This window comes from Hoeflea sp. IMCC20628 (genome assembly GCF_001011155.1).
Taxonomy (GTDB): Bacteria; Pseudomonadota; Alphaproteobacteria; order Rhizobiales; family Rhizobiaceae; genus Hoeflea.
On sequence record NZ_CP011479.1, the window covers coordinates 4097970 to 4123677 of the forward strand.

Genomic DNA, 25708 nt, shown 5'->3' on the forward strand with positions numbered 1-25708 from the left:
GCACAGGCGATTCACCACCATGCAGCAAGCGATCAGGCACTTTGTTCCCGTGCGGTTTGTTCTTGGCTTTTCAACTCGACTTCGCAAGTGCGGCCGGCGATCACCTCGACGATCGGGCAGCCCAGAATCCGCGCCTCGGCATCGGAGAGCGCGGTCAACAGGCGACGAATCGCAGCGGTTTCCTCAGCAAGCCCCTCGATGGCTTCGAGGCCCGTATCAGCCTTGCGATCGGCAGCGATACCCAATGCCAGTTCCATTTCCGTCGCCAGTTCGAAGATTGTCGTGGTGTGGAGATCGCGAGCCAGCACCACGCTGCCTTCTTCGGTCTGCAGAACATAGCCCGAAGCCTGAAGGATGTTGTAAATTTCGTCACGGGCCTCGATAGGGATCGTTTCAACCAGTTCTTCCTCGGCCACGGCACCGCCGGTCTGCGCTTGCTGATAGAGCTTTGCCAGGAGTGCGATGGCGATTGTCAGCTTTCCGGAAGCTTTCAAATGCACGCTGAGCACAGCGGCCCTGGCCAATCTCCAATCGGGAATGGCTGCGGCCACAACCGCGCCCAGAATGATCACCGTCCACGATGCGTAGATCCAGACCAGGAAGACGGGAACCGCGGCGACTGCGCCATAGATCGTTTCGTAGCTTGAACCAGAGGTGAGAAACGAATTGAACCCCCACGACAAGACCTCAAGCACGACAGCTGCAAATGTTGCGCCGATCGCGGCGTGACGGATACGGACACGGCGTGCAGGAACAAGAACAAACAGGGCCGTAAAGCCGCAGATTTTGATTGCCAGGCTCAACAGGTTGCTCAGCGACGACCATCCTTCCAGAAGCACCTCGTCGACTGCGCCGCCCAAGTCAAAGAATCCGGACCGGCGGGCAATCGCGGCGATGTCCGAGGTCATGGTGAAGCTGGCGCCGAAGACAAGCGGACCCATGGTCAGGATCGCCCAGAAGATCAGGAATCTTACAAAGATCGGACGCGGCCGTTCGACATGCCAGACACGATTGAGCGTGTCCTCAATTGTCGAGAGCAGCAAAAGTGCTGTGATCGCCAGTGCAACCACGCCGACAGCGGTCAGATTGTTGGCGCTCTGTGTGAAATTGGACAGGTATTCGGTGATCGCCGCACCCGCCTCCGGCACCACGGCGGCGAAGAAAAGCGCCTGCATCCGATCCTTGACCACATCGAAGGCTGGAAAACTCGACAGGATCGCGAATGCGATAACCAGCATCGGCACCAGCGCCAGAAGTGTCGAATAGGTCAGCGAGGCGGCGGCGCTGCTCATGCGCTCGTTGAAAAACCTGCGGATCGCAAACACGATGAAGTGTCCGATGTTCTTCAGGATTGGGCTGATGCTGGGTTGCTGCCATTTGCTCATGCAGTCTTTTACAGTCTTCGTCTTTCTACAGATAGACCTGAATATCGGGAAGATTTCTCACAACGACCTGCCCGCCAAAACGCGAAAAACCCCCGGATTTTGCAATCCGGGGGCTTTTCAATTTCTCAGCTCGGGCAGCGCGCCGCCCCTGGCCAGTTGTCGTCGGGGCTTATTCGCCGCCTTCGACTTCCTTGCCGGTTTCCTGATCGACGACCTTCATCGACAGGCGGACCTTGCCACGTTCGTCGAAGCCCAGGAGCTTGACCCAGACTTTCTGGCCTTCCTTGACCACATCGCCAGTCTTGGCAACGCGTTCGGCGGCCAGCTGCGAGATGTGGACCAGACCGTCCTTGGGACCGAAGAAGTTCACGAAGGCGCCGAAATCGGCGACCTTGACGACTGTACCTTCATAGATCACGCCGATTTCAGGCTCGGCAACGATCGAGTGGATCCACTTCTTGGCGGCCTCGATTTCCTTACCCGAGGACGAAGCGATCTTGATGGTGCCATCGTCGTCGATGTTGATCTTGGCGCCGGTCTTTTCGACGATCTCGCGGATGATCTTGCCGCCTGTGCCGATGACATCACGGATCTTGTCGACCGGGATGTTCATCACTTCGATGCGCGGAGCGAACTCGCCCAGCTGGCCACGGCTTTCGGCAATGGCGTTGCCCATCTCGGTGAGGATGTGCAAACGACCGTCCTTGGCCTGGCCAAGCGCGATCTGCATGATTTCCTCGGTGATGCCATCGATCTTGATGTCCATCTGCAGGGCAGTGATGCCGTCGGTGGTGCCGGCAACCTTGAAGTCCATGTCGCCGAGGTGATCTTCATCACCAAGGATGTCGGACAGGACTGCAAAGTCCTTGTCTTCCTTGATCAGGCCCATGGCGATACCGGCGACAGGCTTGGCCAGAGGCACGCCCGCATCCATCAGCGCCAGCGATGTGCCGCAGACTGTGGCCATCGAGGACGAACCGTTGGACTCGGTGATTTCCGAGACAACGCGCAGCGTGTAGGGGAACTGGTCAGCGGACGGCATCATCGGGTGGATGGCGCGCCATGCGAGCTTGCCATGGCCGATTTCGCGGCGGCCGGGCGAACCGGTACGGCCGGTTTCGCCAACCGAGTAAGGCGGGAAGTTGTAGTGCAGCATGAAGGTGGCCTTCTTGGTCCCCGTCAGGCTGTCCACATACTGCTCGTCTTCGCCGGTACCCAGCGTGGCGACAACGATCGCCTGGGTTTCGCCGCGTGTGAACAGGGCGGAACCATGGGTGCGTGGCAGAATGCCGACTTCGGAAACGATCGGACGCACGGTCGAGAGATCGCGGCCGTCGATGCGGCTCTTGGTCTCGATGATGGCGCCACGGACGACCTTGGCCTGCAGCGTCTTGAAGACAGCGCCGATGACTTCGGAGGAGAAGCGGGCTTCTTCGCCGTCAGCCGGTGCGAAGTGAGCCTTCACAGTAGCCTTGACCGCGTCGAGTGCATTGTAGCGGGCGGTCTTGTCGGTGTTCTTGTAAGCGTCGCGAAGACCCTTTTCGCACATGGCGAGCATTTCGGTTTCGAGTGCCGAATTGTCAGGAACAGAGAAGTCGCGCGGCTCTTTGGCAGCGGCTTCAGCCAGCTTGATGATCGCGTCGACGACCGGCTGCATGGCCTTGTGGCCGAACATGACGGCGCCGAGCATGACTTCTTCGCCGAGTTCCTTGGCTTCGGATTCCACCATCAGAACGGCGTCGGAAGTGCCGGCAACGATCAGATCGAGATCCGATTCAGGCATCTCATCGACATGCGGGTTGAGGACGTATTCGCCACCGATGTAACCGACGCGGGCGCCAGCGATCGGGCCCATGAAAGGAATGCCGGAAATGGTCAGTGCAGCAGAAGCCGCGACCAGAGCCAGGATGTCGGGGTTGTTTTCGAGATCATGCTGCAGAACGGTGATGATGATCTGGGTGTCGTTCTTGTAGCCATCGGGAAACAGCGGGCGCAGCGGACGGTCGATGAGGCGCGACGTCAGCGTCTCGTTCTCGCTCGGGCGGCCTTCGCGCTTGAAATAGCCACCGGGGATCTTGCCGGCTGCGTAGGTCTTTTCCTGGTAGTTGACGGTCAGCGGAAAGAAATCCTGGCCGGGCTTTGGCGATTTTGCCGAAACGACGGTGGCGAGCACGACGGTTTCGCCGTAGGTGGCGATGACGGCGCCATCAGCCTGACGGGCAACCTTGCCGGTTTCCAGTGTGAGCGGACGACCGCCCCATTCAATCTCGACCTTGTGGGTATCGAACATGTGTTGTCCTTCGTATGCGGGCATGTGGGCATGGCCTGGTTGAGGCCGCGCGCGTCACTGTCCCGGTTGTTTTGGGCGCATCTCGGGCAAGACAACAGGAGGCTTTGTGGGATTGGCCGCGCCCTGGGCGGGGCGGCAAAAGCATCCGGCAATCCTGCCCCATGACGGGCCATTGCGTATGCCCGGGACCGGAATGTCCGGTCCATCGGACGGTGTTGGCGCAATTTTCAGGGCCTCGCGGCCTGATGGCGTGCGCTTGGACGCCACGGTCCCTGCCCCGAGAGGGCGTTGCGGGGACCGGAGAATCGTTTCGGCGGGCGGCGCATGACACGCCGCCCGCACAAAATCAGTTTAGCGGCGAATGCCCAGACGGGCGATCAGCGACGTATAACGTGCTTCTTCCTTGCGCTTGACATAATCAAGCAAGGAGCGACGTGTGGACACCATCGTCAACAGCCCGCGCCGTGAGTGGTTGTCCTTCTTGTTTTCCTTGAAGTGGCCGGTCAGATTGTTGATCCGTTCGGTCAGAATAGCGACCTGGACTTCCGGTGAACCGGTATCGCCTGGCTTGATTGCGTATTCTTCGATCAGCGCAGCCTTGCGCTCAGGTGTAATCGACATCGTAAATCCTTTCAGTCTGGATGAATAATGGTGCCCGCTGCCGGGATGTCGTCCAGCAGGGGCCTCGAACGTCAGGCCGGACATAACCGGCGATAACGGCTGGGCTATAGGCCAATTCATCCCGAAATGAAAGGGAAATGTGCCGGACGCCGCCCCGGCGCAACGGCGTGGTTGCGGCTCCGGCGCGGGCTGCCGGTCCGGTTCAGCAGCCGCGCTTGACGTAGGCGTCGCGCACGGCCTCTTTCCAGGCGACTGATTCAGCTGAATCCCTTGAGACATAAGGCCCGTCGGCAACGCAGTAAAAGCCGTTGCTGAAGCCGCCGACATCCGAGGTATTGAGCACCCGCGAGCCAGCGCCGCCCCCGACCATCGGTCCCCCGAGCTGGTTCAAGGTGCGCTTGGCGTCGGATTGCCTCTTCGAACAGCCAAGAACGATGTACCAACCGCAACCGCTATTGTCATAGCCAGGCGTCTGCGCCTGGGCGGGCAAAGCCGCGGTTCCTGCGAAGGCCAAAACGAATATGCTCAAAGCAATACTGATGTTTTTCAAGATTTTCCCCCTTTTTCAGGCATTTTGACCCAATGCGGCAATGCAGACAAGCCGTGAACAGCCCGCAGGGTGTTTGAACAGACCAGACTTCCGTTTCCCGTGTCGGGGTGGCATGAAACAGGGTAATGGCCCTGCCCTCGGCGTATGCCTGTCCGATGCCCCGATCTTGAAAGGAACCACTAGCCATGACCGAGACCAGAAAAATGCGGCTCAGCCAACGTCATGTCGACCTTGTCCATCGCGACATCAAGGATCCCGGACCAAAGCTTCTGCCGGGTTTTCGCACAGCGACCGACGCGGATTTCGCTGAGGCTGTCGATGGCATGATGACGAGCTGTCCTGAGGGAGAATTCTGGCTGTTTGGCTACGGCTCTCTGATCTGGAACCCGGAAACCGCATTCGAGGAAAAGCGGCTGGCTACGGCGATGGGCTGGCGACGCAGCTTTTGCCTTGGACCGGACCACCGCTTTCGCGGCAGCCATGACACGCCGGGGCTGATGATGGCGCTGGATCGCGGCGGCCAGTGCAAGGGCATGGTGTACCGTCTGCCGCGTGCCGGGCTGGAGCAAGAACTGCACCGGCTGATCCGCCGCGAGCTGAGCCAGTTACCATCAGCTTTTCCCTGGCGCTGGATCAGCGTCAAGACCGAGCAGGGACCACTGCGTGCGCTGACTTTTGCAATGGACCGTAACAACGTCCGTTATGCCGCCGGGCTCTCCGACGAAGAGACTGCTGCGGTGCTGGCAAATGCCTGCGGCTTTCGCGGTTCAATGGCGGAGTATCTGTTTTCGACCGTCACCATGCTCGAGAGCCTCGGCATCCACGACCGCAAATTGTGGCGGCTGCAGGCGCTGGTGGCAGAGCAGATCGAGGCCGATCACGGGCTTTCGGCGTAGGGCACAGATTGTGCGATGATTGAGATGACTGAGACCGGGCTCAGTCCGATCATCAGCCCTTGAATACCCGCCGGGGCCTGAATTCACCTTCGGCAACATCACCGATGGCGAGCAGCGCACCGCGGACAAAGGCGCAGGCATCGTCGGTGGCAACCGGCGCGTCGCGGCCTCTGAGAATAATCGGGTTGCCCATGCGGATGCGGTGAGCCTGATCTTCACTGACATCGATGCGCGGCAGCATGCCGAGCGCCTCGCCTGCGGGCACGAGGTAAGCATCGAGCCTAGCCAGCCGTTCTGCCTCGTCCTCAATCTCTTCAAGCGCGATCAGATCGGCAAGTGGCACCATGGCTTCTTCGGCGAAGGGAGCCACCATTGTGCGGCGCAAGGCCGAGATATGACCGTAGCAGCCCAGTTCACGGCCAAAATCGCGCGCCAGGGCCCTGACATAGGTGCCCTTGCCGCATTCGACCTCAAACACTGCATGATCAGGATCGGGACAGCCGAGCAGCGTGATCCGGTGGATCTCCACTTCACGCGCCGGAATTTCCACCACAGTGCCTTCGCGCGCCATGTCGTAGGCACGTTCGCCAGCAATCTTGACGGCGGAGAAAGCCGGAGGAACCTGTTCAATCACGCCGGTATAGGCCGGCAGCAGGGCCTCGATGGCAGCCTGGTCAGGACGGATGTCCGAGCTGTCAGTTACCGCGCCCTCGAGGTCGTCGGTGTTGCGCTGTTCACCCCAGGCGACGGTAAATTCATAGATTTTGCGGCCGTCCATGACGTAAGGCACGGTCTTGGTGGCGTCGCCAAGTGCAATTGGCAGCATGCCCGATGCCAACGGATCGAGCGTGCCGGCGTGGCCTGCCTTTTCCGCCTTGAACAACCATTTGATCTTGGAGACAGCCTCGGTGGATCCGAAATCCCACGGCTTGTCGAGGACCAGCCAACCGGAGATCGGACGGCCCTTTTTCTTGCCGCGGCGACCCATATCAGGCGTATCCTGGCTTCTTGCGGAATGTCGCGCCGGATCGAGCAATCGTGCCTTCCGGCATCGGCTGCATCGGACCCTTTTCGAAATCGAGCGCGTAGAGCTTCTTGGCAATCAGGAAACCGGCGGCGGTGACCGTACCGTTCTGATTGTTATACTGGGTCTTCAGTTTCTTGGCGATCAGGTGTTCGATGGCAGCCAGCGGCGGCGTTCCGGCGAGGGCTGCTTCGATCAGGCCCGCATTATTGCCCGGCGCATTGACGATCAGTTCGATCATCCGCATTTCCGGGTCGGCATGCGAGATTTCCTTCTTGCGGGCATAGGGCAATTCGCTGGCGACGATCATCTCGACAATCGAAATGGCGTCTTCATTGTTTACCGTCCGCATGCAGTTCGCATAGAGCGTTGTCCGGTCTTCGGTGGACATGGCTTCAATTTTTTCCGGTGTTACGAGCGTTGCCATCTTAGTTTCCACCGTCTTGGTTGTTGTTATTGGTGTTGTCGTCATCATTAGCGTCGTCATGCCCCAGGTCGCGTGCAACCTCGGGCGAGCGCAGAAGCGCGTCGATTTTTGCGTAATTTTCGAAGCTGGTGTCATCGCGGAAGCGAAGTTCCGGCATGTATTTGAGCTGCCTTATCATCGGCGAGACACGGCCACGCAGATAGCGGGCGTGCTTGTTGAGCGCCGTTATAACAGCGGTGTGATCTTTCTGACCCAGAGGCGTCACATAGGCGGTGGCGACTTTCAAATCCGGCGACATCCGGACTTCGGAGACTGAAATCACCGACGTCTCGATCAACGGATCGCGCACATCGCCGCGCTGCAACACCTGGGTAATGGCGATACGGACCTGTTCGCCAACGCGCAACATGCGCTGGGAAGGAGCCGAGGAGGATGGCTTGGTCATGGGATTCCAACCGAATTTGCGGGCCGTGAGGCCCGGGCGCAAGACCAGAGACCACTGCCCGGTGCTTTACGCGCCGGGCAGTGACCCAATCAAAGCGTGCGCGTGATGTGCTCGACGCGGAAGCACTCGATAACGTCGGCAGCGCGGATGTCTTCGTAATTCTCGAAGGCCATGCCGCATTCCTGGCCGCCGTGAACCTCGGCAACTTCGTCCTTGAAGCGCTTGAGTGTCTTGAGCTTGCCTTCGTGGATGACAACGTTGTCACGGATCAGGCGGACGCCCGAGCCACGTTCAACCTTGCCCTCGGTGACGCGGCAACCGGCAACCTTGCCGACCTTGGTGATGTTGAACACCTCAAGGATCTCCGCGTTGCCAAGGAAGGTCTCGCGACGTTCCGGAGAAAGCATGCCCGACATCGCCGCTTTCACGTCATCAACCAGATCGTAGATGATGTTGTAATAGCGGATTTCGACGCCATCACGTTCAGCTGCGTCGCGTGCCTGCTTGTTGGCACGAACGTTGAAGCCGATGATGGCTGCACCCGAGGCCTCGGCCAGCGAGATATCGGATTCGGTAATACCGCCGGCACCCGAATGAATGATGCGAGCGCGGACTTCGTCGGTTCCGAGCTTGTCGATCGCTCCGGCGATAGCCTCGATCGATCCCTGCACATCGCCCTTGATGAGCAGCGGGAATTCCTGGCTGCCGGTATCCTGAAGCTGCGTCATCATTTGCTCAAGCGAACCGCGCGAACCGCTCTGACGAGCAGCGGCCTTGTCGCGTGAGAGACGCTGACGATATTCCGCGATTTCGCGGGCACGGGCTTCATTCTCGACCACTGCAAAGCGGTCACCGGCCTGCGGCGTGCCCTGAATACCGAGAATTTCGACCGGGAAAGCCGGTCCGGCTTCCTTGACCTGTTCACCGCGGTCATTGACCAAGGCGCGAACTCGGCCCCACTGGTCGCCAGCCACGAGGATATCACCCGGACGCAACGTACCGGTCTGAACCAGCACGGTGGCAACCGAACCACGACCGCGATCCAGCTTGGCTTCGACCACGACACCTTCAGCGGTGCGCGACGGATTGGCCTTGAGATCGAGCAGTTCTGCCTGCAGCAGGATGGCGTCCAGCAGCTTGTCGAGATTGGTGTGCTTGATCGCCGAAACCTCGACGTCAAGGACCTCACCGCCCATACTTTCAACAAACACCTCATGCTGCAGAAGACCGGTACGGACCTTCTGAGGATCAGCGGACGGCTTGTCGATCTTGTTGATCGCCACGATGATCGGAACACCAGCCGCCTTGGCGTGGTTGATCGATTCGATGGTCTGCGGCATCACCGAGTCGTCAGCCGCCACCACCAGAATGGCGATGTCGGTTGCCTGGGCGCCACGGGCACGCATGGCGGTAAAGGCCGCGTGTCCCGGAGTATCGATGAAGGTGATCAGCTTGCCGTTCTTCTCGACCTGATAAGCACCGATATGCTGGGTGATACCGCCGGCCTCACCGGACACGACATTGGCGTCGCGAATGGCGTCGAGCAGCGATGTCTTGCCGTGATCGACATGACCCATGATGGTGACCACCGGAGGCCGCGAAACCAGTTCGCCGCCTTCATCCGTGACATTGAAGATGCCCAGTTCGATATCGGATTCCGAAACACGCTTGACGGTGTGACCGAATTCGCCGGCGATGATTTCAGCAAGGTCGGCATCAATGATGTCGCCCGGCTTCATCATCTGACCTTCCTTCATCAGGAACTTGATCACATCGACCGAACGTTCGGACATGCGCTGCGAGAGCTCCTGAATGGTGATGGTTTCGGGCAGCGTGACTTCACGCATGACCTTTTCACGCGGCTCCTGCATTGAGGAACGGCGCATCTTTTCCTGGCGGCGGCGCATCGCAGACAGCGAGCGGCCACGCGAGTTGCCGTCATCATTGAGAGCAGCGGTCAGCGTCAGCTTGCCGCGACGGCGGTCTTCTTCGACCTTGGGCCGTGTCGGCTTGGGTGTTTCAGGACGCGTGACCTTGGCGCCCGGACGAGCCGGACCTCCGGTTCGTGCCGGTGCTTCGCTTTCGTTGTCGCGGCGACGGCCGCGAGCGGCTTCGTCGACCGGTACTGCAGCTGCTGCTGCGGCGGCGGCTTCCGGTGTCGGCTCGGTTGGAGCTGGCGCAGCGGCTTCGATCTTTGCCTGCTCTGCAGCTTCCTTGGCAAGGGCAGCGTCTTCGATTGCCTTGAGGCGGGCAGCCTCGGCATCAGCGACAGCCTGGCGAGCATCTTCCTCGGCGCGGCGCACAGCGTCGGCCTCGGCGCGCTTGCGATCCTCGATGTCGCGGACGCGGCTGTCCTGCAACGCACGGCGGCGAGCCTCGACTTCACCAGCAGAGAGCTGGTTGAGCACGGCGCCGCGTGGCGGTGTGGCAGGGGTGCGCGGCGGTGGCGGCGGCACAACTGTGACCACCGGCTTTTCCGTGACGGGCGCCGGGCGCGGCTTGAAGGTCACGGGCGGCACCGGATTTTCGTCTTCAGGACGGGTTACGCGGCGCTTGCGCGTTTCCACCACCACTGACTTGGTGCGGCCACGGCCCATCTCCTGGCGAACCATCCCCTGCTCAATAGCGGGGCGTTTCAGCGAGAAGGTCTTCTTGCCGGTAACACTGATCGTCTTGTCGTCGTTGCTGTCGCTCATTCCGTATCCGTTTCCGCGGGAAACCGCATCGCGCACATGCGCGTCGGCTTCTTGATCGATTGCATCCGGGCATGTCGCCCGTTGCCCGTTTTCAGTCCAGTCCCGTAGCGGGACCGTTTCTGTAGCGCGCAAGCATCTTTGCGCGCTTCACTACACCTTCTCCGGCCTGCCCTGCAAGCGCTGCGGCATGGATAAAAGCGCCGTCGCCCAAGGCAAGCGTCAATTCATCGGCTGAAAACAGCCGAAAGACGGGTATCTCCGCCTCTTTCACACCCATCGCCCGGGCCGTATTGGCCTGGCGCAATTTGCGCACACCGTCGTCAGCTGCATCTGTGGCATGCATCAGCGCCACTGCGCCGCCTGATCGTATCGCGTCTTCAACCTTGCCGGATCCGGAGATGAACTGACCCGATTTGCGCGCCAGGTTCATCATCCCAAAAAGGCTGTCACAGAGCAACCTCTCAACCACATTCCCCAATTCGGGGTCGATACTGACTTCGGTCTTCAGCGCCCGACCGAACAATTTGCGCTTGATCGCCTGATCAAGCACTGCCCGCTCAGCAGTCACCCAGCAACCGCGCCCGGGAAGTCCCAGACGCAAATCCGGAACGACGGACCCATCGGGTCCGGCAACAAACCGGATCAACCCATCGGGCTGACCCCGTTCCCGGGTGACAATGCACATTCGGTCGTTCACGGGCTCGATCCTGACCTTCACTGCAAAGCCTCCGCGACGTTCAGCCTCAGGCCTCTTCGCCGCCTGCTTCGGTTTTTGTTTCCGTCTCCGCTTCAGCTTCACCGGATTCGGCTTCAGCTTCGGCATCTTCGTCCACTTCCTGCATAACCACCTCATCCTCGGTGATCCAGCCGACAGCAAGTCGGGCTGAGAGGATCATCGATTCGGCTTCAGGGCGAGTGATGTCCAGCCCCTTGAACAGGCCGTCAAACCGCTTGGTTTCACCGTCCTTGCGTTCCGACCAGCCGGTCAGATCGTCAACAGCGCAACCGGCGAAGTCTTCAACGGTCTTGATGCCGTCAGCACCCAGCGCCACCATCATCTGCGTGGTTATACCGGGAACAGTACGCAACTCATCCTCAACGCCAAGCTCCTTGCGCTTGTTGTCGAGTTCGGCTTCGAGCCTGTCGAGATATTCCTTGGCGCGGGTCTGAAGTTCGCTTGCTGTTTCTTCGTCGAACCCCTCGATCGCGGTGATTTCACCGAGATCGACATAGGCAACTTCCTCGACCTGGCTGAAGCCTTCGGAGGCGAGCACCTGACCGACCATTTCGTCGACATCAAGCGCTTCCATGAATAGCGCCGTGCGTTCGCTGAATTCCTTCTGGCGACGCTGACTTTCTTCTTCTTCGGTCAGGATGTCGATATCCCAGCCGGTCAGCTGCGAAGCAAGACGGACGTTCTGGCCGCGACGGCCGATGGCCAGCGACAACTGCTCGTCGGGCACAACGACTTCGATACGCTCGGCATCTTCGTCAAGCACAACCTTGGACACTTCTGCCGGCTGCAGTGCGTTGACGATGAAAGTGGCCGGCGATGGCGACCATGGAATGATGTCGATCTTCTCGCCCTGCAATTCACCAACGACTGCCTGAACGCGGCTACCGCGCATGCCGACGCAGGCGCCGACCGGATCGATGGAGGAATCATTGGAGATCACGGCGATCTTGGCGCGGCTGCCCGGATCACGGGCGACCGAGCGGATCTCGATGATGCCGTCATAGATTTCCGGCACTTCCATCTGGAACAGCCGAACCATGAACTGCGGATGGGTGCGCGAGAGGAAAATCTGCGGGCCGCGCTGCTCGCGGCGAACGTCATAGACATAGGCGCGAACCCGGTCGCCATAGCGGAAGGCTTCGCGCGGAATGGTCTCGTCGCGGCGGACGATACCTTCACCGCGGCCGAGGTCGACGATGACGTTGCCATATTCGACACGCTTGACTGTGCCGTTGACGATTTCGCCAATGCGATCCTTGAATTCGTCGTACTGGCGGTCGCGTTCGGCTTCGCGCACTTTCTGCACGATGACCTGCTTGGCCGACTGGGCGGCAATGCGGCCGAAATCCATCGGCGGCAGCGGATCAGCGATGAAATCGCCAAGCTGCGCATCAGGGTTGCGATCGCGGGCCAGGGCCAGCGGGATCTGCAGGGAATAGTCTTCGGCGTGCTCGACAACTTCCAGCAGACGCTGGAGACGAATTTCGCCGGTCTTGGCGTTGATGTCGGCACGAATATTGGATTCCGAGCCGTAGCGCGAGCGCGCGGCCTTCTGGATCGCATCAGCCATGGCTTCGATCACGATTTCGCGGTCAATGGACTTCTCGCGTGCGACCGCATCGGCGATCTGAAGAAGCTCAAGCCTGTTTGCACTGACTGCCATGTCTGTCTCCATGTATCGGCCTGCAATCGGCAGGCCTTGTCTGGTTTGGGTCCATCAAGCGGACCGGATCAATTGCGCCGCAACCTGGCGCCATTCAATTCGTTTCGAACCCGGCTCAGTCCGGGGTTCCTGTTTCCGAGGTTTCAGGAACGTCCGGGACTTCCCCGGTATCATTGTCTTCAACTGCGAGCGCGGCCTTGGCCAGTTTGTCGGCGCGAAGCGATTCGCGGATCAGGTCATCGGTCAGCACAAGCTTGGCTTCGGCCAGCGCCGTGAACGGGATGACCGCGAGATTGTCCTCACCATAGGCCGGCTGATCGCGCTCAATCGAAAATCCGGTCTCGGTGACATCGCGGATGAAGCCGCGAAAACGTTTGCGACCATTGATCAGCACAGAGGCGTCACAACGGGCGAGATGGCCTTCCCAGCGCACAAAATCGGACCGGCGAACCAGAGGACGGTCGATGCCTGGCGACGAGATTTCCAGATGATACGCCTTTTCCACCGGATCCTCTACATCCAGCACCGGCGAAATCGCCCGGGACACCGCTTCGCAGTCCTCGACGTTCATTGTGCCGTCCTGGCGCTCGGCCATGATCTGCAGGGTGTAACCGTTCTGACCCGACAACCGTACCCGCACCAGACGCATGTCCAGCGACTCGATCACCGGCTCGACGATCTCGGCAATGCGCGCATCAACGCCGGTCTCGGTGACCAGTCTTGGATCGTTCGGCACTGCGGTGTCTTCTGTCATAGAGTCCGGTCCTGGCTGTTTGTGCGTCTGACCGTCTGGCCCGACGAGAGCGGGGCAACAAAAAAGAGCGGGTCCTTGCGGGCCCACCCTTGCTCAGTACGATCAAGAATTTGAATGGTATATAGTCTGTTTTACAGCCACGAGCAAGGGCATTCCCCGATACAGGCCGCCTACACCGTGAAATCAGACGAAATTCAATGCATATCAGGCCGTTAAAGCCAATTGCATTTCGAGTTCATTGAAAAATGCAAATCACTTCAGGCTCGGCGCTGAAATTCGAGATAGCACGGCGTGCGACCCTCGCGGATGGCCTTGGCCTCGTAGCGGGTGCCGGGCCATTGCGGCCAGGGCTCACGCCAGTCGGCGGCAGCTTTCGCAGTCCAGACAAAATCCGGATGCGCCTCGATATGGGTCAACGTCCAATTGACATAGGTGTCGATGTCGGAGGCGAAGCAGAACCGGCCGCCTGGCTTGAGAACACGTGCGAAGCGGTCAAGATTGACCTTTGAGACGAAGCGGCGTTTCCAGTGCTTTTTCTTGTGCCAGGGATCGGGATAAAGCAGATCGATCCGGTCCAGACTGGCATCCGGCAGCCAGTCGAGCACCTGGGTGGCGTCGTCATCATGAACACGGATGTTGCTCAGACCATCGGATTCCAGCACGGCAAGCATCTTGGCCATCGAATTGATGAAGGGCTCGACCCCGATGAATCCGATACCGGGCGCCTGTCTTGCCTGGTGCAACAAGTGCTCACCGCCGCCAAAACCGATTTCGAGCCGGAGCTCGGAGACAGGCTCTGGCCAAAGTGCGGCCAGCGGATCAGGCGGTGAATTTTTCAGATCAAGCTTCAGCGGCGGCAGCACCCCCGAAAGCGCCGCAATCTGCGGCGCCTTGAGAGTCTTGCCGCTGCGGCGACCAAAAAAGGCCTCGGTGGCGCGGCTGCGCCGCGGAGCATTGATCATTTCATCCTCGGCATCATGCCTGCCAACAGCCATTCACAAACCCGAAGAATTCCGAATTCAGCCCTTGATGGCTTCCTTGAGCGGCTTGACCAGGTCAAGCTTCTCCCAGGAGAACGATCCGTCACGACCAGCCTTGCGGCCGAAGTGACCATAGGCTGCGGTGCGTGCGTAAATCGGCTTGTTGAGATCGAGATGCGTGCGGATGCCGCGCGGGGTCAGATCCATGACCTTGGGCAGCGCCTCTTCAAGGGCCTCTTCCGAGACTTTGCCGGTGTCATGAAAATTGACGTTGATCGACAGCGGCTGCGCCACGCCAATGGCGTAGGCGAGCTGGATGGTGCAACGGTCAGCGAAACCGGCAGCGACTGCGTTCTTGGCAAGGTAGCGCGCGGCATAGGCTGCAGACCGGTCAACCTTGGTGGTGTCCTTGCCGGAAAACGCTCCGCCGCCATGGGGCGCCGCACCGCCATAGGTATCAACGATGATCTTGCGGCCGGTCAGGCCGGCGTCGCCATCCGGGCCGCCGATTTCGAACTTGCCGGTTGGATTGATATACCACTTGCAATCGTCGGCAATCTTGAGACCATCGAGGGCTTCGCGGATGTAGGGTTCAACGACCTGGCGAACCTTGGCCGAATCCCAGCTGCCATCGAGATGTTGCGTGGACAGCACGATAGACACGATATCTGACGGCTTACCATCGACGTAACGCACGGTAACCTGGCTTTTCGCGTCTGGACCAAGCTTGCCGGCATCACCTTCACCCTTGTGGCGGGCCTCGGCGAGCAATTCGAGGATCTTGTGGCTGTAGTAGATCGGCGCCGGCATCAACTCAGGCGTCTCATTGCAGGCATAACCGAACATGATGCCCTGGTCGCCAGCGCCTTCAGACCCCTGTTGGTCTGACGCATTGTCGACGCCTTGCGCAATGTGAGCTGATTGAAAATGCAGCAACACATCGATCTTGGCGGTCTTCCAGTGAAAACCGTCCTGCTCGTAGCCGATGGACTTGATGGCTTTGCGCGCTGCGGATTTGAATTTGGCCGGATTGATGACTTCCTGGCCTGCCTTGTTCAATTTGATGAGCGATGGCGGCACCCGGACTTCACCGGCGATCACGACGCGGTTGGTGGTCGCCAGCGTTTCGCAGGCAACGCGCACGCTCCACGGATCAACGCCGGTTTTCTTCGCTTCGCGATAGACCAGATCGACGATTTCATCCGAAATACGGTCACACACCTTGTCGGGGTGGCCTTCGGATACGGATTCGCTGGTGAAAAGGAAAGTCGAGCGCTCCATGGCGGGCTCCATCAGATTGAAGTGTTGAAGCCTGTTTAGTGGCAACTCACAACCCTGACAAGGCCAGAATGACATAAATATATCTTGATGTGATTAATTAGAGCCAAAGCCGCCGGGTCGCCAGCCGACCATTTCAGCGCAGCGTCGCGCCTTGCACTCAAAGAGCACATGACGCGACACCGCAACACTCAGCCTTCAAACCGGTTGCGGTTTGAACAGAGGCAGATCAGTCGGATTCGGGCTCGGATGCGAGCGACTTGACCAGATCGACCAGCTTGCGCCGGACCTTGGGATCGGGAATCTTGATGAAGGCGCGATTGAGCTGCAAGCCCTCGGAAGACGACAGGAAATCGACCACGTAATTGGAGCTGTTGGCCTCGGCCATTCCAGGCTGACCGGTCGAAGGGTCGCCCGGTGCGTCTTCGAAGAAGAAGCTGACAGGCACATTGAGAACGGTAGAAATGTTCTGCAAGCGGCTTGCGCCGACACGATTGGTGCCCTTTTCGTATTTCTGGATCTGCTGAAAAGTGATTCCCAACGCTTCACCAAGCTTCTCCTGACTCATGCCGAGCATGGTGCGCCGAAGACGCACTCTGCTGCCGACATGAATGTCGATCGGATTGGGCTTTTTCTTGTTCTCAATCATTAATTCGTCCTGACAAGAGCCTCAGACTCTCTGGTTGATTTATCCCGCAGCAATTGCATTCATAAAATTCCGAGAACGACGGTTCAGTCACAGCCAATCTGGAGACGGGAAACGGGTTGACGAAACAACTATGCTATTTTAGGGGTTTTTCGTCAATCTAAGCCTTGTCTTTTGCGCCTACGCGACCACAGGGCCGTGCCCAGCATTATGACTATAATCAATCCAAAGTTAAATTGCCTATTTTTGATGTACGAAAAATCACCTGCGCCCGGTGGCAAGTCGACATCGAAGACACCCGATTCTCCGAGCCCCATGCTGGCAACAATACGTCCACCGGCGTCAACGACGGCAGAAATTCCGCTGTTGGCGGCCCGCACGAGAGGCAAGCGGACTTCAACCGCGCGCAGTTGTGCCTGCCGCAGGTGCTGGTAGGGGCCGGGTGTATTGCCGTACCAGGTGTCATTTGTAACATTGAGCAATAATGTGCCGCGACCATCGGACACATGCGACAGATCGGGGAAAATAGCCTCATAGCAGATCAGCGGAATGGCACCCAAACCGCCGGGGAGTTCCAGCAATCCACGCCGGTCAGCTGCGGAGAAGCCACCAAACGTCTCTGCGATCGGCTCGAGGCCATAACGCCGCAACAGCGTCTCGAAGGGAAGGTACTCCCCAAAAGGAACCAGGTGCGCCTTGTCGGCAGAGCCGATGATCTGGCCTTCGTCATCGATCACATAGATGGTGTTGTAGTAGCGTGGCGGCGCCCCGCCCACACCATCCTCAAACCGGACCGCCCCTGTCACCAGGGTTTGACCAACCTGCAGCATGTCGGCGATGCGCGACAATGCGCCGGGATTTTCGGTCAGCAGGAACGGCAACGCGGTTTCAGGCCAGACAACATGGGTTGGACGCGGTTTGCCCTCGCGCGGAGGCACTGCGCTCAGTTGCAGCAATTTGGCAAAGATCCTTTCGCGCTCGGCCATATCCCACTTCGCGGACTGGCCGATTGCTGGCTGGACGATCCGGACCACCGCCTTTGATGGCTGCAAATCGGTCGTATCCAACCGGTCAAGAGCGTACCAGCCATAGCCGACATGCGCCGAAAACAGCACCAGCGCCGCCAGAATTCCGGCGACCGCGCCGCGCCTTGTGCCAACCAGGGCCGGTGCGGAAAACACGAACACGGTCAATGCCGACATGCCAAAGATGCCGACGAGTTCGGCCGATTGCATCATAAGCGGCGCCGGCATTGCCGCATACCCGATGGCGTTCCAGGGAAATCCGGTAAAGAAATATCCGCGCGCCCACTCGCCCAGGCCAAAGGCGGCAGAAAGGGCTGCGATGCGGCCGAGGCCGTCAGACCACAACAGCCGCGCCAGAGCGGTCGAGACGCCATAAAACAGAGCCAGGACTGCGGGCAATCCGAGCACGGCAAAGGGCAAAGCCCAGGCAAAGCTGTCGCCTTCCACCAGCAACGCGTTGCCAAGCCACCAGAGGCCGGCCACGAAATAGCCAAAGCCGAACCACCATCCGGTGGCAAAGGCCGGGCGCAACCGGCCCAGAAAGCCGGCATCAGCCGGGCCGCTGGCGCCATCGAGAAGCCAGACCAGGACGGGAAACGAGACAAACAGTACCGCGAAGAAATTGAATGGCGGCAGCGCCATAACAAACAGCGCTCCGGCGCCAAAGGCCAGCAGGATCCGCTTGCCGCCCCAACTCAGCATGATGGCTTCAGCTATCCGTTCCAAATCCCGCCTACTCCCCGCCGACGCCAGTCGGGCTCATCTGACGCTTTGCTATCAAGCGAATCAGTTGCTGCATCTTTTCAAAAAACAACGGCATTGTCCGTTGCGGTGCACGGCTTTTTTGCAGGAACATCCAACGCGATATGCCCAACCCCGCACAACGCCGTCACCAGCTGTTCAAACCGGAACCGGTTCAGGTGGCGCTGGCGTCATCGGGCTGTTTTGGGGAAGGCTGCTCGCCGCGGACCGGCCGGCGCCTTGTTCCCTGCCGCTTCCTGACAATGCGCACGCGCTTGACACGGCGCGGATCGGCATCGGTAACGTGGAACTCAAACCCGAGCAAAGCCTGCACCACCTCGCCGCGCACGGGCACGCGACCAAGTTCGGAAAAAATCAGGCCGCCGATGGTGTCGACTTCTTCGCTTTGTGCGCGAATATCGAACTCCGGTCCGATTTCGGCGGCAAGATCATCCAGTTCAGCCTTGGCGTCGACGATCCAGACGTCTTCACCGATCCTGCTGATCAGCGTTTCATCTTCGTCGTCATGTTCATCGGCGATATCGCCGACCACCATTTCGACGATATCTTCAAGCGAAACCAGGCCGTCGGTGCCGCCATATTCATCGATCACCAGCGCCATCTGGATTCGGTTGGCCTGCATCCGCTGCATCAGATCAGACGCCAGCATGGAGGCCGGAACGAACAGCACCTTGCGGGTTATGCCCGATTCCTGAATCGTCTTGCTGAGGTCAACGCGGGAGAGTTCCAATGCATTGAGCGCGTTGCGCTTCTGAATAGCGACCGCGCTCTTGGCGACGGATCTGCGTTTGGAGCGGGCCTGCTTGGTGATCCACCCCAACAGATCCCTGATGTGGATCATGCCGCGCGGATCATCAAGATTTTCCGCATAGACCGGCATGCGTGACCGACCCGATTCCTCGAAAATCTCGAGCAACCGGCCAAGCGTGGTTGTCTGGTCGACAGCCTCGACATCGGCACGCGGCACCATGACGTCTTCGACACGGACTTCGCGCAAGCGCAGGATGTTGTTGAGCATGGCGCGTTCATCGGCTGAAAACGCTTCATGCAATTCCCCGCCCGACTGCAGCGCGTCGGTCAGATCCTCGCGGATGGATTCGCGATCGGAAGGCGGAAATAGCGCGCGGACCAACCGCTGCCAGAGCCCCATGCCATTGCGCTCGTCCGGCGCTCCAACATAGGGCACGGGAAGATAACTGGGGGCTTCTTCGGTGGAAGGTGCGCTCGAAGCGCTTTGGGCGTCTCCGGTTGTGGCCGGGGCATTGCTATCGGTCATCGTCTCTTCGGTGTAAAACCGGCTCAGTGTCGCCGTAGGGGTCAGATAGGCCAAGCGAGGCCAGAATGCGAGTCTCGATCGCTTCCATTTTCTCGGCATCGTTGTTTTCAATGTGATCATAACCGAAAAGATGCAGAAATCCATGCACAATCAGGTGGGTGATGTGCGCATCGATCGGCTTGTCCAGTTCAGCGGCTTCCTGCTCGATGGTTTCGCGGGCCAGAATGATGTCGCCGAACATCGGTCCCGGCATGCCGCCAGGCGTCAGCGGAAAGGCCGGAAATGACAAGACATTGGTCGGTTTGGGTTGATCGCGCCATTCGGCATTGATCCCGGCCATCATCGCATCATCGGCAAGAACAAGCGACACTTCCGGCGGATCTTCGGGGAAGGGCTGGGCCTCGCGCTGCGCCAGATCATTTGCGGCAGCATCAAGTGCGCTCAACGCCAGAGCCTCGAGTGCGGTAACATCGCCCCATTCGCCGGCCTCGACCGCGATCGCCAGGCTGATTTCCGGACTGCCACTCATGCAGTATCGTCAGACTGGGAAGAGGCTCGGCGTTCATAGGCTTCAACGATGCGCTGCACCAGAGGATGACGCACAACATCGGCCGCGCGGAAACGGCAGGTGACAACACCGTTGACGCCCTCAAGCAGCGACAGGGCCTCGACAAGGCCGGAAGTGACGCCGCGCGGCAGGTCGACCTGGCTCGGATCGCCGGTGACGATCATACGGGAATTCTCGCCCAGACGGGTGAGGAACATCTTCATCTGCATCTGCGTGGTGTTTTGCGCCTCGTCGAGGATCACGGCGGCATTGGCGAGTGTCCGTCCGCGCATGAACGCCAGAGGCGCGATCTCGATGACGCCAGCGGTGATGGCGCGCTCGACCTTGTCGCCGGGCATCATGTCGTAAAGCGCGTCATAAAGCGGCCGCAGATAGGGATCGACCTTCTCCTTCATGTCGCCAGGCAGGAAGCCCAGGCGTTCGCCAGCCTCCACCGCCGGGCGCGACAGGATGATGCGTTCGACCGAACCACGTTCAAGCAGCTGGGCAGCATGGGCAACAGCCAGGTAGGTCTTGCCTGTGCCTGCCGGACCGGTGCCGAAGACCAGTTCGGTGCGCTCCATGGCGCGCATATAGGTGTCCTGCATCGGGGTCCGGGCGATGACGGTCTTTTTGCGCGTCGAGATCTGCGCCAATGCAAGTTTGCCTTTGCGCTCAAGCGTCGGCAGCACCAACTGGTCGTCCGCCGCCAGCGCCATGCGGATGGCGCCCTCGACATCGGAGGTCTCGACACTGGCACCCTTGAGCAGCCGGTCATAGAGAAAGTCCAACGCCCGACGTGCCTGGTTGGTGGCGATTTCCTCACCACGCAAGGCCACCGTGTTGCCACGGGCGCGGGCGTCGATTTTCAGTTTTTTCTCGATCAACGCCAGATTCTGGTCAAATTGACCAAAAAGCTCACTGGCGAGACGGTTGTTTTCGAAGGTCAGCTCAAGGTGGGTCGGATCCGACGCGCCCGAGGCGGGCGTCGCAGCTTCTGTCCGAGACAGGTGCTCAGCGGTCAAACGATCTGGCTCCATAATTGCCCGAACACATCATTCCACTGGTTCCGCGAAAAGACTGCTCGTGCCGGGTTGTGTGATTCGCACTTTGACAATGTCACCGATTTTCCCAAGCTTTGCATCAACTATTACCGGTTGCAGCCAGGGTGAGCGGCCTACAATCTGGTCAGTGTTGCGTCCGGGTTTCTCGAGCAGCAATTCCACGGTTTTGCCGACGCATTGCTGGCCGAACTCGCGGGTCTGCTGACTGAGAAGCTCCTGCAGCCGCAATAGCCGCTCTGACTTGACCGCCTCATCGACCTGATTGTCCATGCCTGCGCCCGGCGTGCCGGGGCGGATCGAGTATTTGAAGGAGAAGGCGGCGGCGTAGGTAACGTCGCGGATCAGTTGCATGGTGTCTTCGAAATCGGCATCGGTTTCGCCCGGGAAGCCGACGATGAAATCGCCCGACAGGGCAATGTCGGGACGCGCGGCGCGGATCCGCTCGACCAGCCGGCGATAATCCTCGCCGGTATGGCGGCGGTTCATCGCCTTGAGAATGCGGTCCGATCCCGACTGCACCGGGAGATGCAGATAGGGCATCAGTTCGGGCAGGTCGCAATGGGCGGCGATCAGCGCGTCATCCATGTCGCGCGGATGGCTGGTGGTGTAGCGCAGCCGGTCGATGCCGTCGATTGTCGCCAACCGGCGAAGCAGTTCGCCCAGCCCCCATTCGCGGCCATCTGCGCCCTTGCCGTGCCAGGCATTGACGTTCTGGCCCAAAAGCGTGATTTCGCGCACGCCGGCTGCGGCCAGCCGTTCGGCTTCAAGGATGATCCGGTCGACCGGACGGGAGACTTCCGAGCCGCGGGTATAGGGCACGACACAGAAGGTGCAGAACTTGTCACAGCCTTCCTGCACCGTGAGAAAAGCCGCAACGCCGCGGGCGCGGATGGATTTTTCCGGCGCGTCGGGCAGTCCGTCGAATTTGTCTTCGGCCGGAAAATCGGTTTCGACCACGCGTTCGCCCTTGCGCGCCTTTGCCAAGGATTCAGGCAGCAAGTGATAGGTCTGCGGACCGATGACCACATCGACCACCGGAGCGCGGCGGATGATCTCGCTGCCCTCGGCCTGGGCGACACAGCCGGCAACAGCCACCATCAGGTCGCCGCCCTCGGCGTTGCGCTGTTTCTTCAGCTTGGCCAGCCGGCCCAGTTGCGAATAGACCTTCTCGGCGGCTTTCTCGCGAATGTGGCAGGTGTTGATCAGCACCAGATCAGCGGCCTCGACCGAATCGACGGTCTGGTAGCCGTCGCGGGTCAGGGCGTCGCCCATCCGCTCGCTGTCATAGACATTCATCTGGCAACCATAGGTCTTGACGAAGACTTTTTTGGGCTGTGCATCGGGTTCAGCGCCTGTCACGGCGGCCGGTTTGGCGTCTGGTGTAAGGAGTGCTTGTGTCATGGGGGGCTTTTAGCTGCAAAACAGTGGCTTGAAAATGGCGATCTACTCATTGAGTTTTCCGCGCAGCGCCGCATTGAGACCGTCGCGGACCCGAGCCTCGACAAGACGCGCGGTTTTCTTGCGATCGGTGGCGGCATCGAAGGCGATCGCTTCACCGAAAACCACATCGACATCCAGTGCTCCATTGCGGATGACGCGAAGCAAATGCGGCCCCAGCGCCACGTCACCAGGCCATCCCGCGACCGGCCGGTGATAGCGCCCCATAGCCATGCCGTGAATGCCGGTATAGGCAATCGACACCGGCTGAATATGAACCTTGCCTTCAGGCGCATGGGCAATGGCCGCGCTGGCGGCACCGAACAGAGACGAATTGAACGGCATCACCCGGTTGCCGTCAGACGTGGTGCCTTCGGCAAACAGCACCACGACTTCACCGGACAGGAGCCGCTCGGAGACCTCGGATATTTGCGCCCCTGTCTTGCGCCGTTCCGCGCGCACGACGAACACCGAGCGCTGCAGCCGCGCCAGCCAGCCGAGCACCGGCCAGCTGCGGACTTCGGATTTGGCGATAAAGACCACGTCGGCAACGGATCCCAGGACCAGAATGTCCTTCCAGGAAATGTGATTGGAGACCAGCAGCAGCGGACGATCTTGCGCCAAACGGCCATGCGGCCGCACCCTGAGCCCGATAGCCCTGCACATGATCCGGTGCCACCAGCGCGGCAAGCGCCGCATCACCGAATGGCCAAATCCAAGCGCGATCAGCTGAACCGGCAACAGCGCACAGGTCAGCAGGATGAAAGCAGCAACCACAAAGAAGACGCGCACTGCGGCGATCATGGCCGGGCAGACGAAACAGGATTGCGCGCGGGCCCCATGCTCACGGCGCGCTAGGTCTTGTCGGTCTTGAGCGGAATTCCGTAAAGTTCGAGCCGGTGATCGACCAGCCGGAAGCCATGTTCGCGGGCAATGCGTTCCTGCAACGCTTCGATTTCAGGTGAATGGAACTCGATCACGGTGCCGGTGCGCAGATCGATGAGATGATCGTGATGCTCTTCGGGCACGGTCTCGTAGCGCGAGCGACCGTCGCGAAAATCATGCCGCTCGATGATGCCTATATCTTCGAACAGTTTGACCGTGCGGTAGACGGTGGACATGGAAATGCGCGAATCAACCAGCACGGCGCGCCGGTGCAATTCCTCGACATCGGGGTGATCATCAGCGCCGTCGAGCACCCGGGCAATTATGCGCCGCTGCTCGGTCATGCGCATTCCGCGCTCGGCACATCTGTCTTCCAAGGGTTTCTGCTCGTCCATCGCCTGTCCCGCCTGCTTGTGTGCAGAGGATTTGCCGGCGCCAATGCCGCCGACGGTCACTTGGGGACTAGCGAAGATCGCGGCGCATGACAAGCGCAGTCGTGCGCGGTGCGCCTTCCTGGACATAATAGGCCCGCCGTTCGCCGACCTGAATGAATTTGAGCTTGCGATACATCAAAACAGCCGCCGCATTGGTTTCGTCGACTTCAAGGAATATTTCCTCGGCGCCGCGCCGCTTGGCTTCCTGCATGGCGCTGCGCATCAGACGCCATCCGAGCCCGGTTCGGCGCTGTTTCGGAGTGATGCCGATCGACAGAATTTCGGCTTCCCCGGCTGCTTCGCGACACAAAACGAATCCTGCCGCACCGTCGCGAGCGCGACCTTCCGGACAGGCCAGAAAACCAAAAACCGAATGCTGGGAGATCAGGCTTTCGAATTCACCGTCGCCCCAGGCGCGGGCAAAAGCTTCGCCATGAATGCGCGATGCGGTGCGTGCATCTTTCATCTCAATCTCGAGAATAAGGCATTCCGGCGTTCGGCCAAACGGATTGAAAACCATCAGAGCGAAGCCTCATGCGGTACCGCAAAGCCGGCCTGCGGCTTGGCGTCGGCGTCGCGCAGATAGCGCGGTTCAGCCGGATCGGTCTGCGGATCAAGCCTCGCTGCCAGACGCGCCACACTTTCGATTGCGGGAGCCACCAGATCCGTCAGCACATGGGGTTCGAGCGAGGGCTCGAGACCGGCCAGAAGCGGCGCACCGCTGCCACTCAACCCGCATTTGGCCTCAAGCGCCAACGAGACGGCAGCCACAGGTGTCAGTTCAGAGGCAGGGGCAGACAGGCTGCCGTCGGCAACGACCAGCAGAGCCCAGACGCAATCCCGCCTTGCATCGAGCACCGCCATGACAGGCTTGCCGCTCTCATGCGCCGCAGGGATTGCGATGGCTTCCAGGGAACCGACGCCGACAACAGGAACGTCCAGCGCCAGAGCCAGTCCACGGGCAAAGGCAACACCGACGCGGATACCGGCAAAGGAGCCGGGTCCGATGCAGACGCCGATTCGCTCGACCTGTGACAGTTCCGTACTGGCAGCATCAAGGACGGATTGAAGAACGGCAGGCAGATGCTCAGCATGGCCGCGGCCGATGTCCGGACTGGCAGATGCAAGGATCTGGCCCGTGTCATCCTGGAAAAGGGCTACGGAGCAAAACCGAGCGGAACAATCGATGGCAAGTATCAACACCGGGCATATCCGTTGGAATGGCCGCGCAAACAGCGCACGGCACTACATTACCGACGTCAATAGGGGCATTGGCCAGCGCGGTAAAGCCAGGCAGCGATCAGACGGCCTCGACTTCGCGCACTTCCGGGACAAAATGCTTGAGCAGGTTCTGGATGCCGTGCTTGAGCGTCGCCGTCGAAGACGGACACCCGGCGCAGGCGCCCTTCATGTGCAAGAACACCGTACCTTCGCGAAATCCGCGGAATGTGATGTCGCCGCCATCCTGCGCCACCGCCGGGCGGACACGGGTTTCAAGCAATTCCTTGATGGTGGCGACAATGGTCTCGTCGCCGGCCTCGAAGAATTCCTCATCGGACGCCGGCGCAGCGCTCTCGTCGCCCGACAAGATCGGCGCGCCGGACATGAAATGCTCCATGATGGTGCCGAGCACGGCAGGCTTGAGGTGCTGCCATTCGGGGCCATCCTTTGTGATGGTGATGAAATCATAGCCGTAAAACACGCCGGTGACGCCGGGAATGCCGAACAGCTTCGCCGCCAGCGGCGATGCGGTGCCGGCTTCATCAACGCTGCGGTAATCGGCGGTACCCTGATCCATGACAACCTTGCCCGGAAGAAATTTCAGGGTCGCCGGATTGGGTGTGGATTCAGTCTGGATGAACATCTGTTATCTCCCTGCCTGGTGTG

At 59.9% G+C, this 25708-nt stretch carries 24 protein-coding genes and 1 pseudogene; 1 reads left to right on the top strand and 24 read right to left on the bottom strand.

Annotation, left to right across the window (positions count from 1 at the left end; translation table 11 throughout):
• Positions 1–32: 32 nt before the first annotated feature.
• From IMCC20628_RS19235 to IMCC20628_RS19250, 4 genes are all read right to left on the bottom strand, one after another.
• Positions 33–1385, bottom strand: coding sequence for a YihY family inner membrane protein (locus tag IMCC20628_RS19235; RefSeq protein ID WP_047031540.1), 1353 nt, complete (start codon positions 1383–1385; stop codon positions 33–35).
• A 169-nt stretch (positions 1386–1554) separates the two neighbouring features.
• Entirely contained in the window at positions 1555–3675 is a 2121-nt protein-coding gene (gene pnp / locus IMCC20628_RS19240) for a polyribonucleotide nucleotidyltransferase (RefSeq protein WP_047031541.1), read from the bottom strand.
• A gap of 351 nt (positions 3676–4026) precedes the next feature.
• Positions 4027–4296 carry a 30S ribosomal protein S15 gene (gene rpsO, locus IMCC20628_RS19245; RefSeq protein WP_047031542.1) on the bottom strand — a complete coding sequence of 90 codons (270 nt, stop codon included), beginning with the start codon at positions 4294–4296 and terminating at the stop codon, positions 4027–4029.
• Between the two features lie 202 nt (positions 4297–4498).
• Positions 4499–4846, bottom strand: a complete 348-nt coding sequence (locus tag IMCC20628_RS19250; RefSeq protein ID WP_047031543.1) for a hypothetical protein — start codon at positions 4844–4846, stop codon at positions 4499–4501.
• Between the two features lie 185 nt (positions 4847–5031).
• Here IMCC20628_RS19250 and IMCC20628_RS19255 point away from each other — a divergent pair, with 185 nt between their 5' ends.
• Positions 5032–5742 (top strand): gamma-glutamylcyclotransferase, encoded by a 711-nt coding sequence (locus tag IMCC20628_RS19255; protein ID WP_052766556.1) that lies wholly within the window; start codon positions 5032–5034, stop codon positions 5740–5742.
• A 52-nt stretch (positions 5743–5794) separates the two neighbouring features.
• Here IMCC20628_RS19255 and truB read toward each other — a convergent pair whose 3' ends face one another.
• From truB to IMCC20628_RS19355, 20 genes and pseudogenes are all read right to left on the bottom strand, one after another.
• Positions 5795–6730 (bottom strand): tRNA pseudouridine(55) synthase TruB, encoded by a 936-nt coding sequence (truB, locus tag IMCC20628_RS19260; RefSeq protein WP_047031544.1) that lies wholly within the window; start codon positions 6728–6730, stop codon positions 5795–5797.
• Between the two features lies 1 nt (position 6731).
• On the bottom strand, positions 6732–7193 hold the full coding sequence (locus IMCC20628_RS19265) for a hypothetical protein (RefSeq protein WP_047031545.1): 462 nt from the start codon (positions 7191–7193) through the stop codon (positions 6732–6734).
• A gap of 1 nt (position 7194) precedes the next feature.
• Positions 7195–7638, bottom strand: coding sequence for a 30S ribosome-binding factor RbfA (rbfA, locus tag IMCC20628_RS19270; protein WP_047031546.1), 444 nt, complete (start codon positions 7636–7638; stop codon positions 7195–7197).
• A gap of 89 nt (positions 7639–7727) precedes the next feature.
• Positions 7728–10334: a translation initiation factor IF-2 gene (infB, locus tag IMCC20628_RS19275; protein WP_047031547.1), complete on the bottom strand. Its 2607-nt coding sequence runs from the start codon at positions 10332–10334 to the stop codon at positions 7728–7730.
• A 91-nt stretch (positions 10335–10425) separates the two neighbouring features.
• Positions 10426–11055: pseudogene (locus tag IMCC20628_RS19280) on the bottom strand (RNA-binding protein); the annotation flags it as partial.
• Between the two features lie 22 nt (positions 11056–11077).
• Positions 11078–12733: a transcription termination factor NusA gene (nusA, locus tag IMCC20628_RS19285; RefSeq protein WP_047031549.1), complete on the bottom strand. Its 1656-nt coding sequence runs from the start codon at positions 12731–12733 to the stop codon at positions 11078–11080.
• A 115-nt stretch (positions 12734–12848) separates the two neighbouring features.
• The gene (gene rimP, locus IMCC20628_RS19290; RefSeq protein ID WP_047031550.1) at positions 12849–13487 is read right to left on the bottom strand and encodes a ribosome maturation factor RimP; all 639 of its coding nucleotides are present in this window, start codon (positions 13485–13487) and stop codon (positions 12849–12851) included.
• 257 nt (positions 13488–13744) lie between these two features.
• Complete coding sequence (gene trmB, locus IMCC20628_RS19295) at positions 13745–14482, bottom strand: tRNA (guanosine(46)-N7)-methyltransferase TrmB (RefSeq protein ID WP_047031551.1); 738 nt, start codon at positions 14480–14482, stop codon at positions 13745–13747.
• A gap of 24 nt (positions 14483–14506) precedes the next feature.
• A complete protein-coding gene (metK, locus tag IMCC20628_RS19300) occupies positions 14507–15748 on the bottom strand; it encodes a methionine adenosyltransferase (RefSeq protein WP_047031552.1) in 1242 nt (413 codons plus the stop codon).
• 226 nt (positions 15749–15974) lie between these two features.
• Positions 15975–16394, bottom strand: a complete 420-nt coding sequence (locus IMCC20628_RS19305) for a helix-turn-helix domain-containing protein (protein ID WP_047031553.1) — start codon at positions 16392–16394, stop codon at positions 15975–15977.
• 152 nt (positions 16395–16546) lie between these two features.
• Positions 16547–18142, bottom strand: coding sequence for an apolipoprotein N-acyltransferase (gene lnt / locus IMCC20628_RS19310; RefSeq protein WP_047031554.1), 1596 nt, complete (start codon positions 18140–18142; stop codon positions 16547–16549).
• Between the two features lie 190 nt (positions 18143–18332).
• Positions 18333–19454 carry a hemolysin family protein gene (locus tag IMCC20628_RS19315; protein WP_047031555.1) on the bottom strand — a complete coding sequence of 374 codons (1122 nt, stop codon included), beginning with the start codon at positions 19452–19454 and terminating at the stop codon, positions 18333–18335.
• Positions 19444–19983 carry an rRNA maturation RNase YbeY gene (ybeY, locus tag IMCC20628_RS19320; RefSeq protein WP_047031556.1) on the bottom strand — a complete coding sequence of 180 codons (540 nt, stop codon included), beginning with the start codon at positions 19981–19983 and terminating at the stop codon, positions 19444–19446. Before ybeY ends, IMCC20628_RS19315 begins: the two co-directional genes overlap by 11 nt.
• On the bottom strand, positions 19980–21011 hold the full coding sequence (locus IMCC20628_RS19325) for a PhoH family protein (RefSeq protein ID WP_245307964.1): 1032 nt from the start codon (positions 21009–21011) through the stop codon (positions 19980–19982). The genes ybeY and IMCC20628_RS19325 overlap by 4 nt, the downstream gene beginning before the upstream one ends.
• A gap of 45 nt (positions 21012–21056) precedes the next feature.
• Entirely contained in the window at positions 21057–22466 is a 1410-nt protein-coding gene (gene miaB / locus IMCC20628_RS19330; protein ID WP_082128240.1) for a tRNA (N6-isopentenyl adenosine(37)-C2)-methylthiotransferase MiaB, read from the bottom strand.
• Positions 22467–22508: 42 nt separating this feature from the next.
• Positions 22509–23306 carry a 1-acyl-sn-glycerol-3-phosphate acyltransferase gene (locus tag IMCC20628_RS19335; RefSeq protein WP_047031558.1) on the bottom strand — a complete coding sequence of 266 codons (798 nt, stop codon included), beginning with the start codon at positions 23304–23306 and terminating at the stop codon, positions 22509–22511.
• Positions 23307–23356: 50 nt separating this feature from the next.
• The gene (locus IMCC20628_RS19340) at positions 23357–23782 is read right to left on the bottom strand and encodes a Fur family transcriptional regulator (protein ID WP_047032785.1); all 426 of its coding nucleotides are present in this window, start codon (positions 23780–23782) and stop codon (positions 23357–23359) included.
• A gap of 67 nt (positions 23783–23849) precedes the next feature.
• Positions 23850–24287 (bottom strand): GNAT family N-acetyltransferase, encoded by a 438-nt coding sequence (locus tag IMCC20628_RS19345; protein ID WP_245307825.1) that lies wholly within the window; start codon positions 24285–24287, stop codon positions 23850–23852.
• Positions 24288–24340: 53 nt separating this feature from the next.
• Positions 24341–25024: a tRNA (adenosine(37)-N6)-threonylcarbamoyltransferase complex dimerization subunit type 1 TsaB gene (gene tsaB / locus IMCC20628_RS19350; protein ID WP_047031560.1), complete on the bottom strand. Its 684-nt coding sequence runs from the start codon at positions 25022–25024 to the stop codon at positions 24341–24343.
• Between the two features lie 97 nt (positions 25025–25121).
• Positions 25122–25685: a NifU family protein gene (locus IMCC20628_RS19355; RefSeq protein ID WP_047031561.1), complete on the bottom strand. Its 564-nt coding sequence runs from the start codon at positions 25683–25685 to the stop codon at positions 25122–25124.
• Between the last annotated feature and the right edge of the window lie 23 nt (positions 25686–25708).

Bases quoted from the DNA above. Each gene is read 5' to 3' on its own strand.
- IMCC20628_RS19355 (WP_047031561.1), bottom strand. From the start codon at position 25,685: ATGTTCATCCAGACTGAATCCACACCCAATCCGGCGACCCTGAAATTT.
- rbfA (WP_047031546.1), bottom strand. From the start codon at position 7,638: ATGACCAAGCCATCCTCCTCGGCTCCTTCCCAGCGCATGTTGCGCGTT.
- ybeY (WP_047031556.1), bottom strand. From the start codon at position 19,983: ATGAGTGGCAGTCCGGAAATCAGCCTGGCGATCGCGGTCGAGGCCGGC.
- IMCC20628_RS19315 (WP_047031555.1), bottom strand. From the start codon at position 19,454: ATGACCGATAGCAATGCCCCGGCCACAACCGGAGACGCCCAAAGCGCT.
- metK (WP_047031552.1), bottom strand. From the start codon at position 15,748: ATGGAGCGCTCGACTTTCCTTTTCACCAGCGAATCCGTATCCGAAGGC.
- IMCC20628_RS19305 (WP_047031553.1), bottom strand. From the start codon at position 16,394: ATGATTGAGAACAAGAAAAAGCCCAATCCGATCGACATTCATGTCGGC.
- rpsO (WP_047031542.1), bottom strand. From the start codon at position 4,296: ATGTCGATTACACCTGAGCGCAAGGCTGCGCTGATCGAAGAATACGCA.
- nusA (WP_047031549.1), bottom strand. From the start codon at position 12,733: ATGGCAGTCAGTGCAAACAGGCTTGAGCTTCTTCAGATCGCCGATGCG.
- IMCC20628_RS19335 (WP_047031558.1), bottom strand. From the start codon at position 23,306: ATGATCGCCGCAGTGCGCGTCTTCTTTGTGGTTGCTGCTTTCATCCTG.
- IMCC20628_RS19255 (WP_052766556.1), top strand. From the start codon at position 5,032: ATGACCGAGACCAGAAAAATGCGGCTCAGCCAACGTCATGTCGACCTT.
- IMCC20628_RS19265 (WP_047031545.1), bottom strand. From the start codon at position 7,193: ATGGCAACGCTCGTAACACCGGAAAAAATTGAAGCCATGTCCACCGAA.
- pnp (WP_047031541.1), bottom strand. From the start codon at position 3,675: ATGTTCGATACCCACAAGGTCGAGATTGAATGGGGCGGTCGTCCGCTC.
- truB (WP_047031544.1), bottom strand. From the start codon at position 6,730: ATGGGTCGCCGCGGCAAGAAAAAGGGCCGTCCGATCTCCGGTTGGCTG.
- rimP (WP_047031550.1), bottom strand. From the start codon at position 13,487: ATGACAGAAGACACCGCAGTGCCGAACGATCCAAGACTGGTCACCGAG.
- miaB (WP_082128240.1), bottom strand. From the start codon at position 22,466: ATGACACAAGCACTCCTTACACCAGACGCCAAACCGGCCGCCGTGACA.
- trmB (WP_047031551.1), bottom strand. From the start codon at position 14,482: ATGGCTGTTGGCAGGCATGATGCCGAGGATGAAATGATCAATGCTCCG.
- IMCC20628_RS19345 (WP_245307825.1), bottom strand. From the start codon at position 24,287: ATGAAAGATGCACGCACCGCATCGCGCATTCATGGCGAAGCTTTTGCC.
- IMCC20628_RS19235 (WP_047031540.1), bottom strand. From the start codon at position 1,385: ATGAGCAAATGGCAGCAACCCAGCATCAGCCCAATCCTGAAGAACATC.
- IMCC20628_RS19340 (WP_047032785.1), bottom strand. From the start codon at position 23,782: ATGGACGAGCAGAAACCCTTGGAAGACAGATGTGCCGAGCGCGGAATG.
- infB (WP_047031547.1), bottom strand. From the start codon at position 10,334: ATGAGCGACAGCAACGACGACAAGACGATCAGTGTTACCGGCAAGAAG.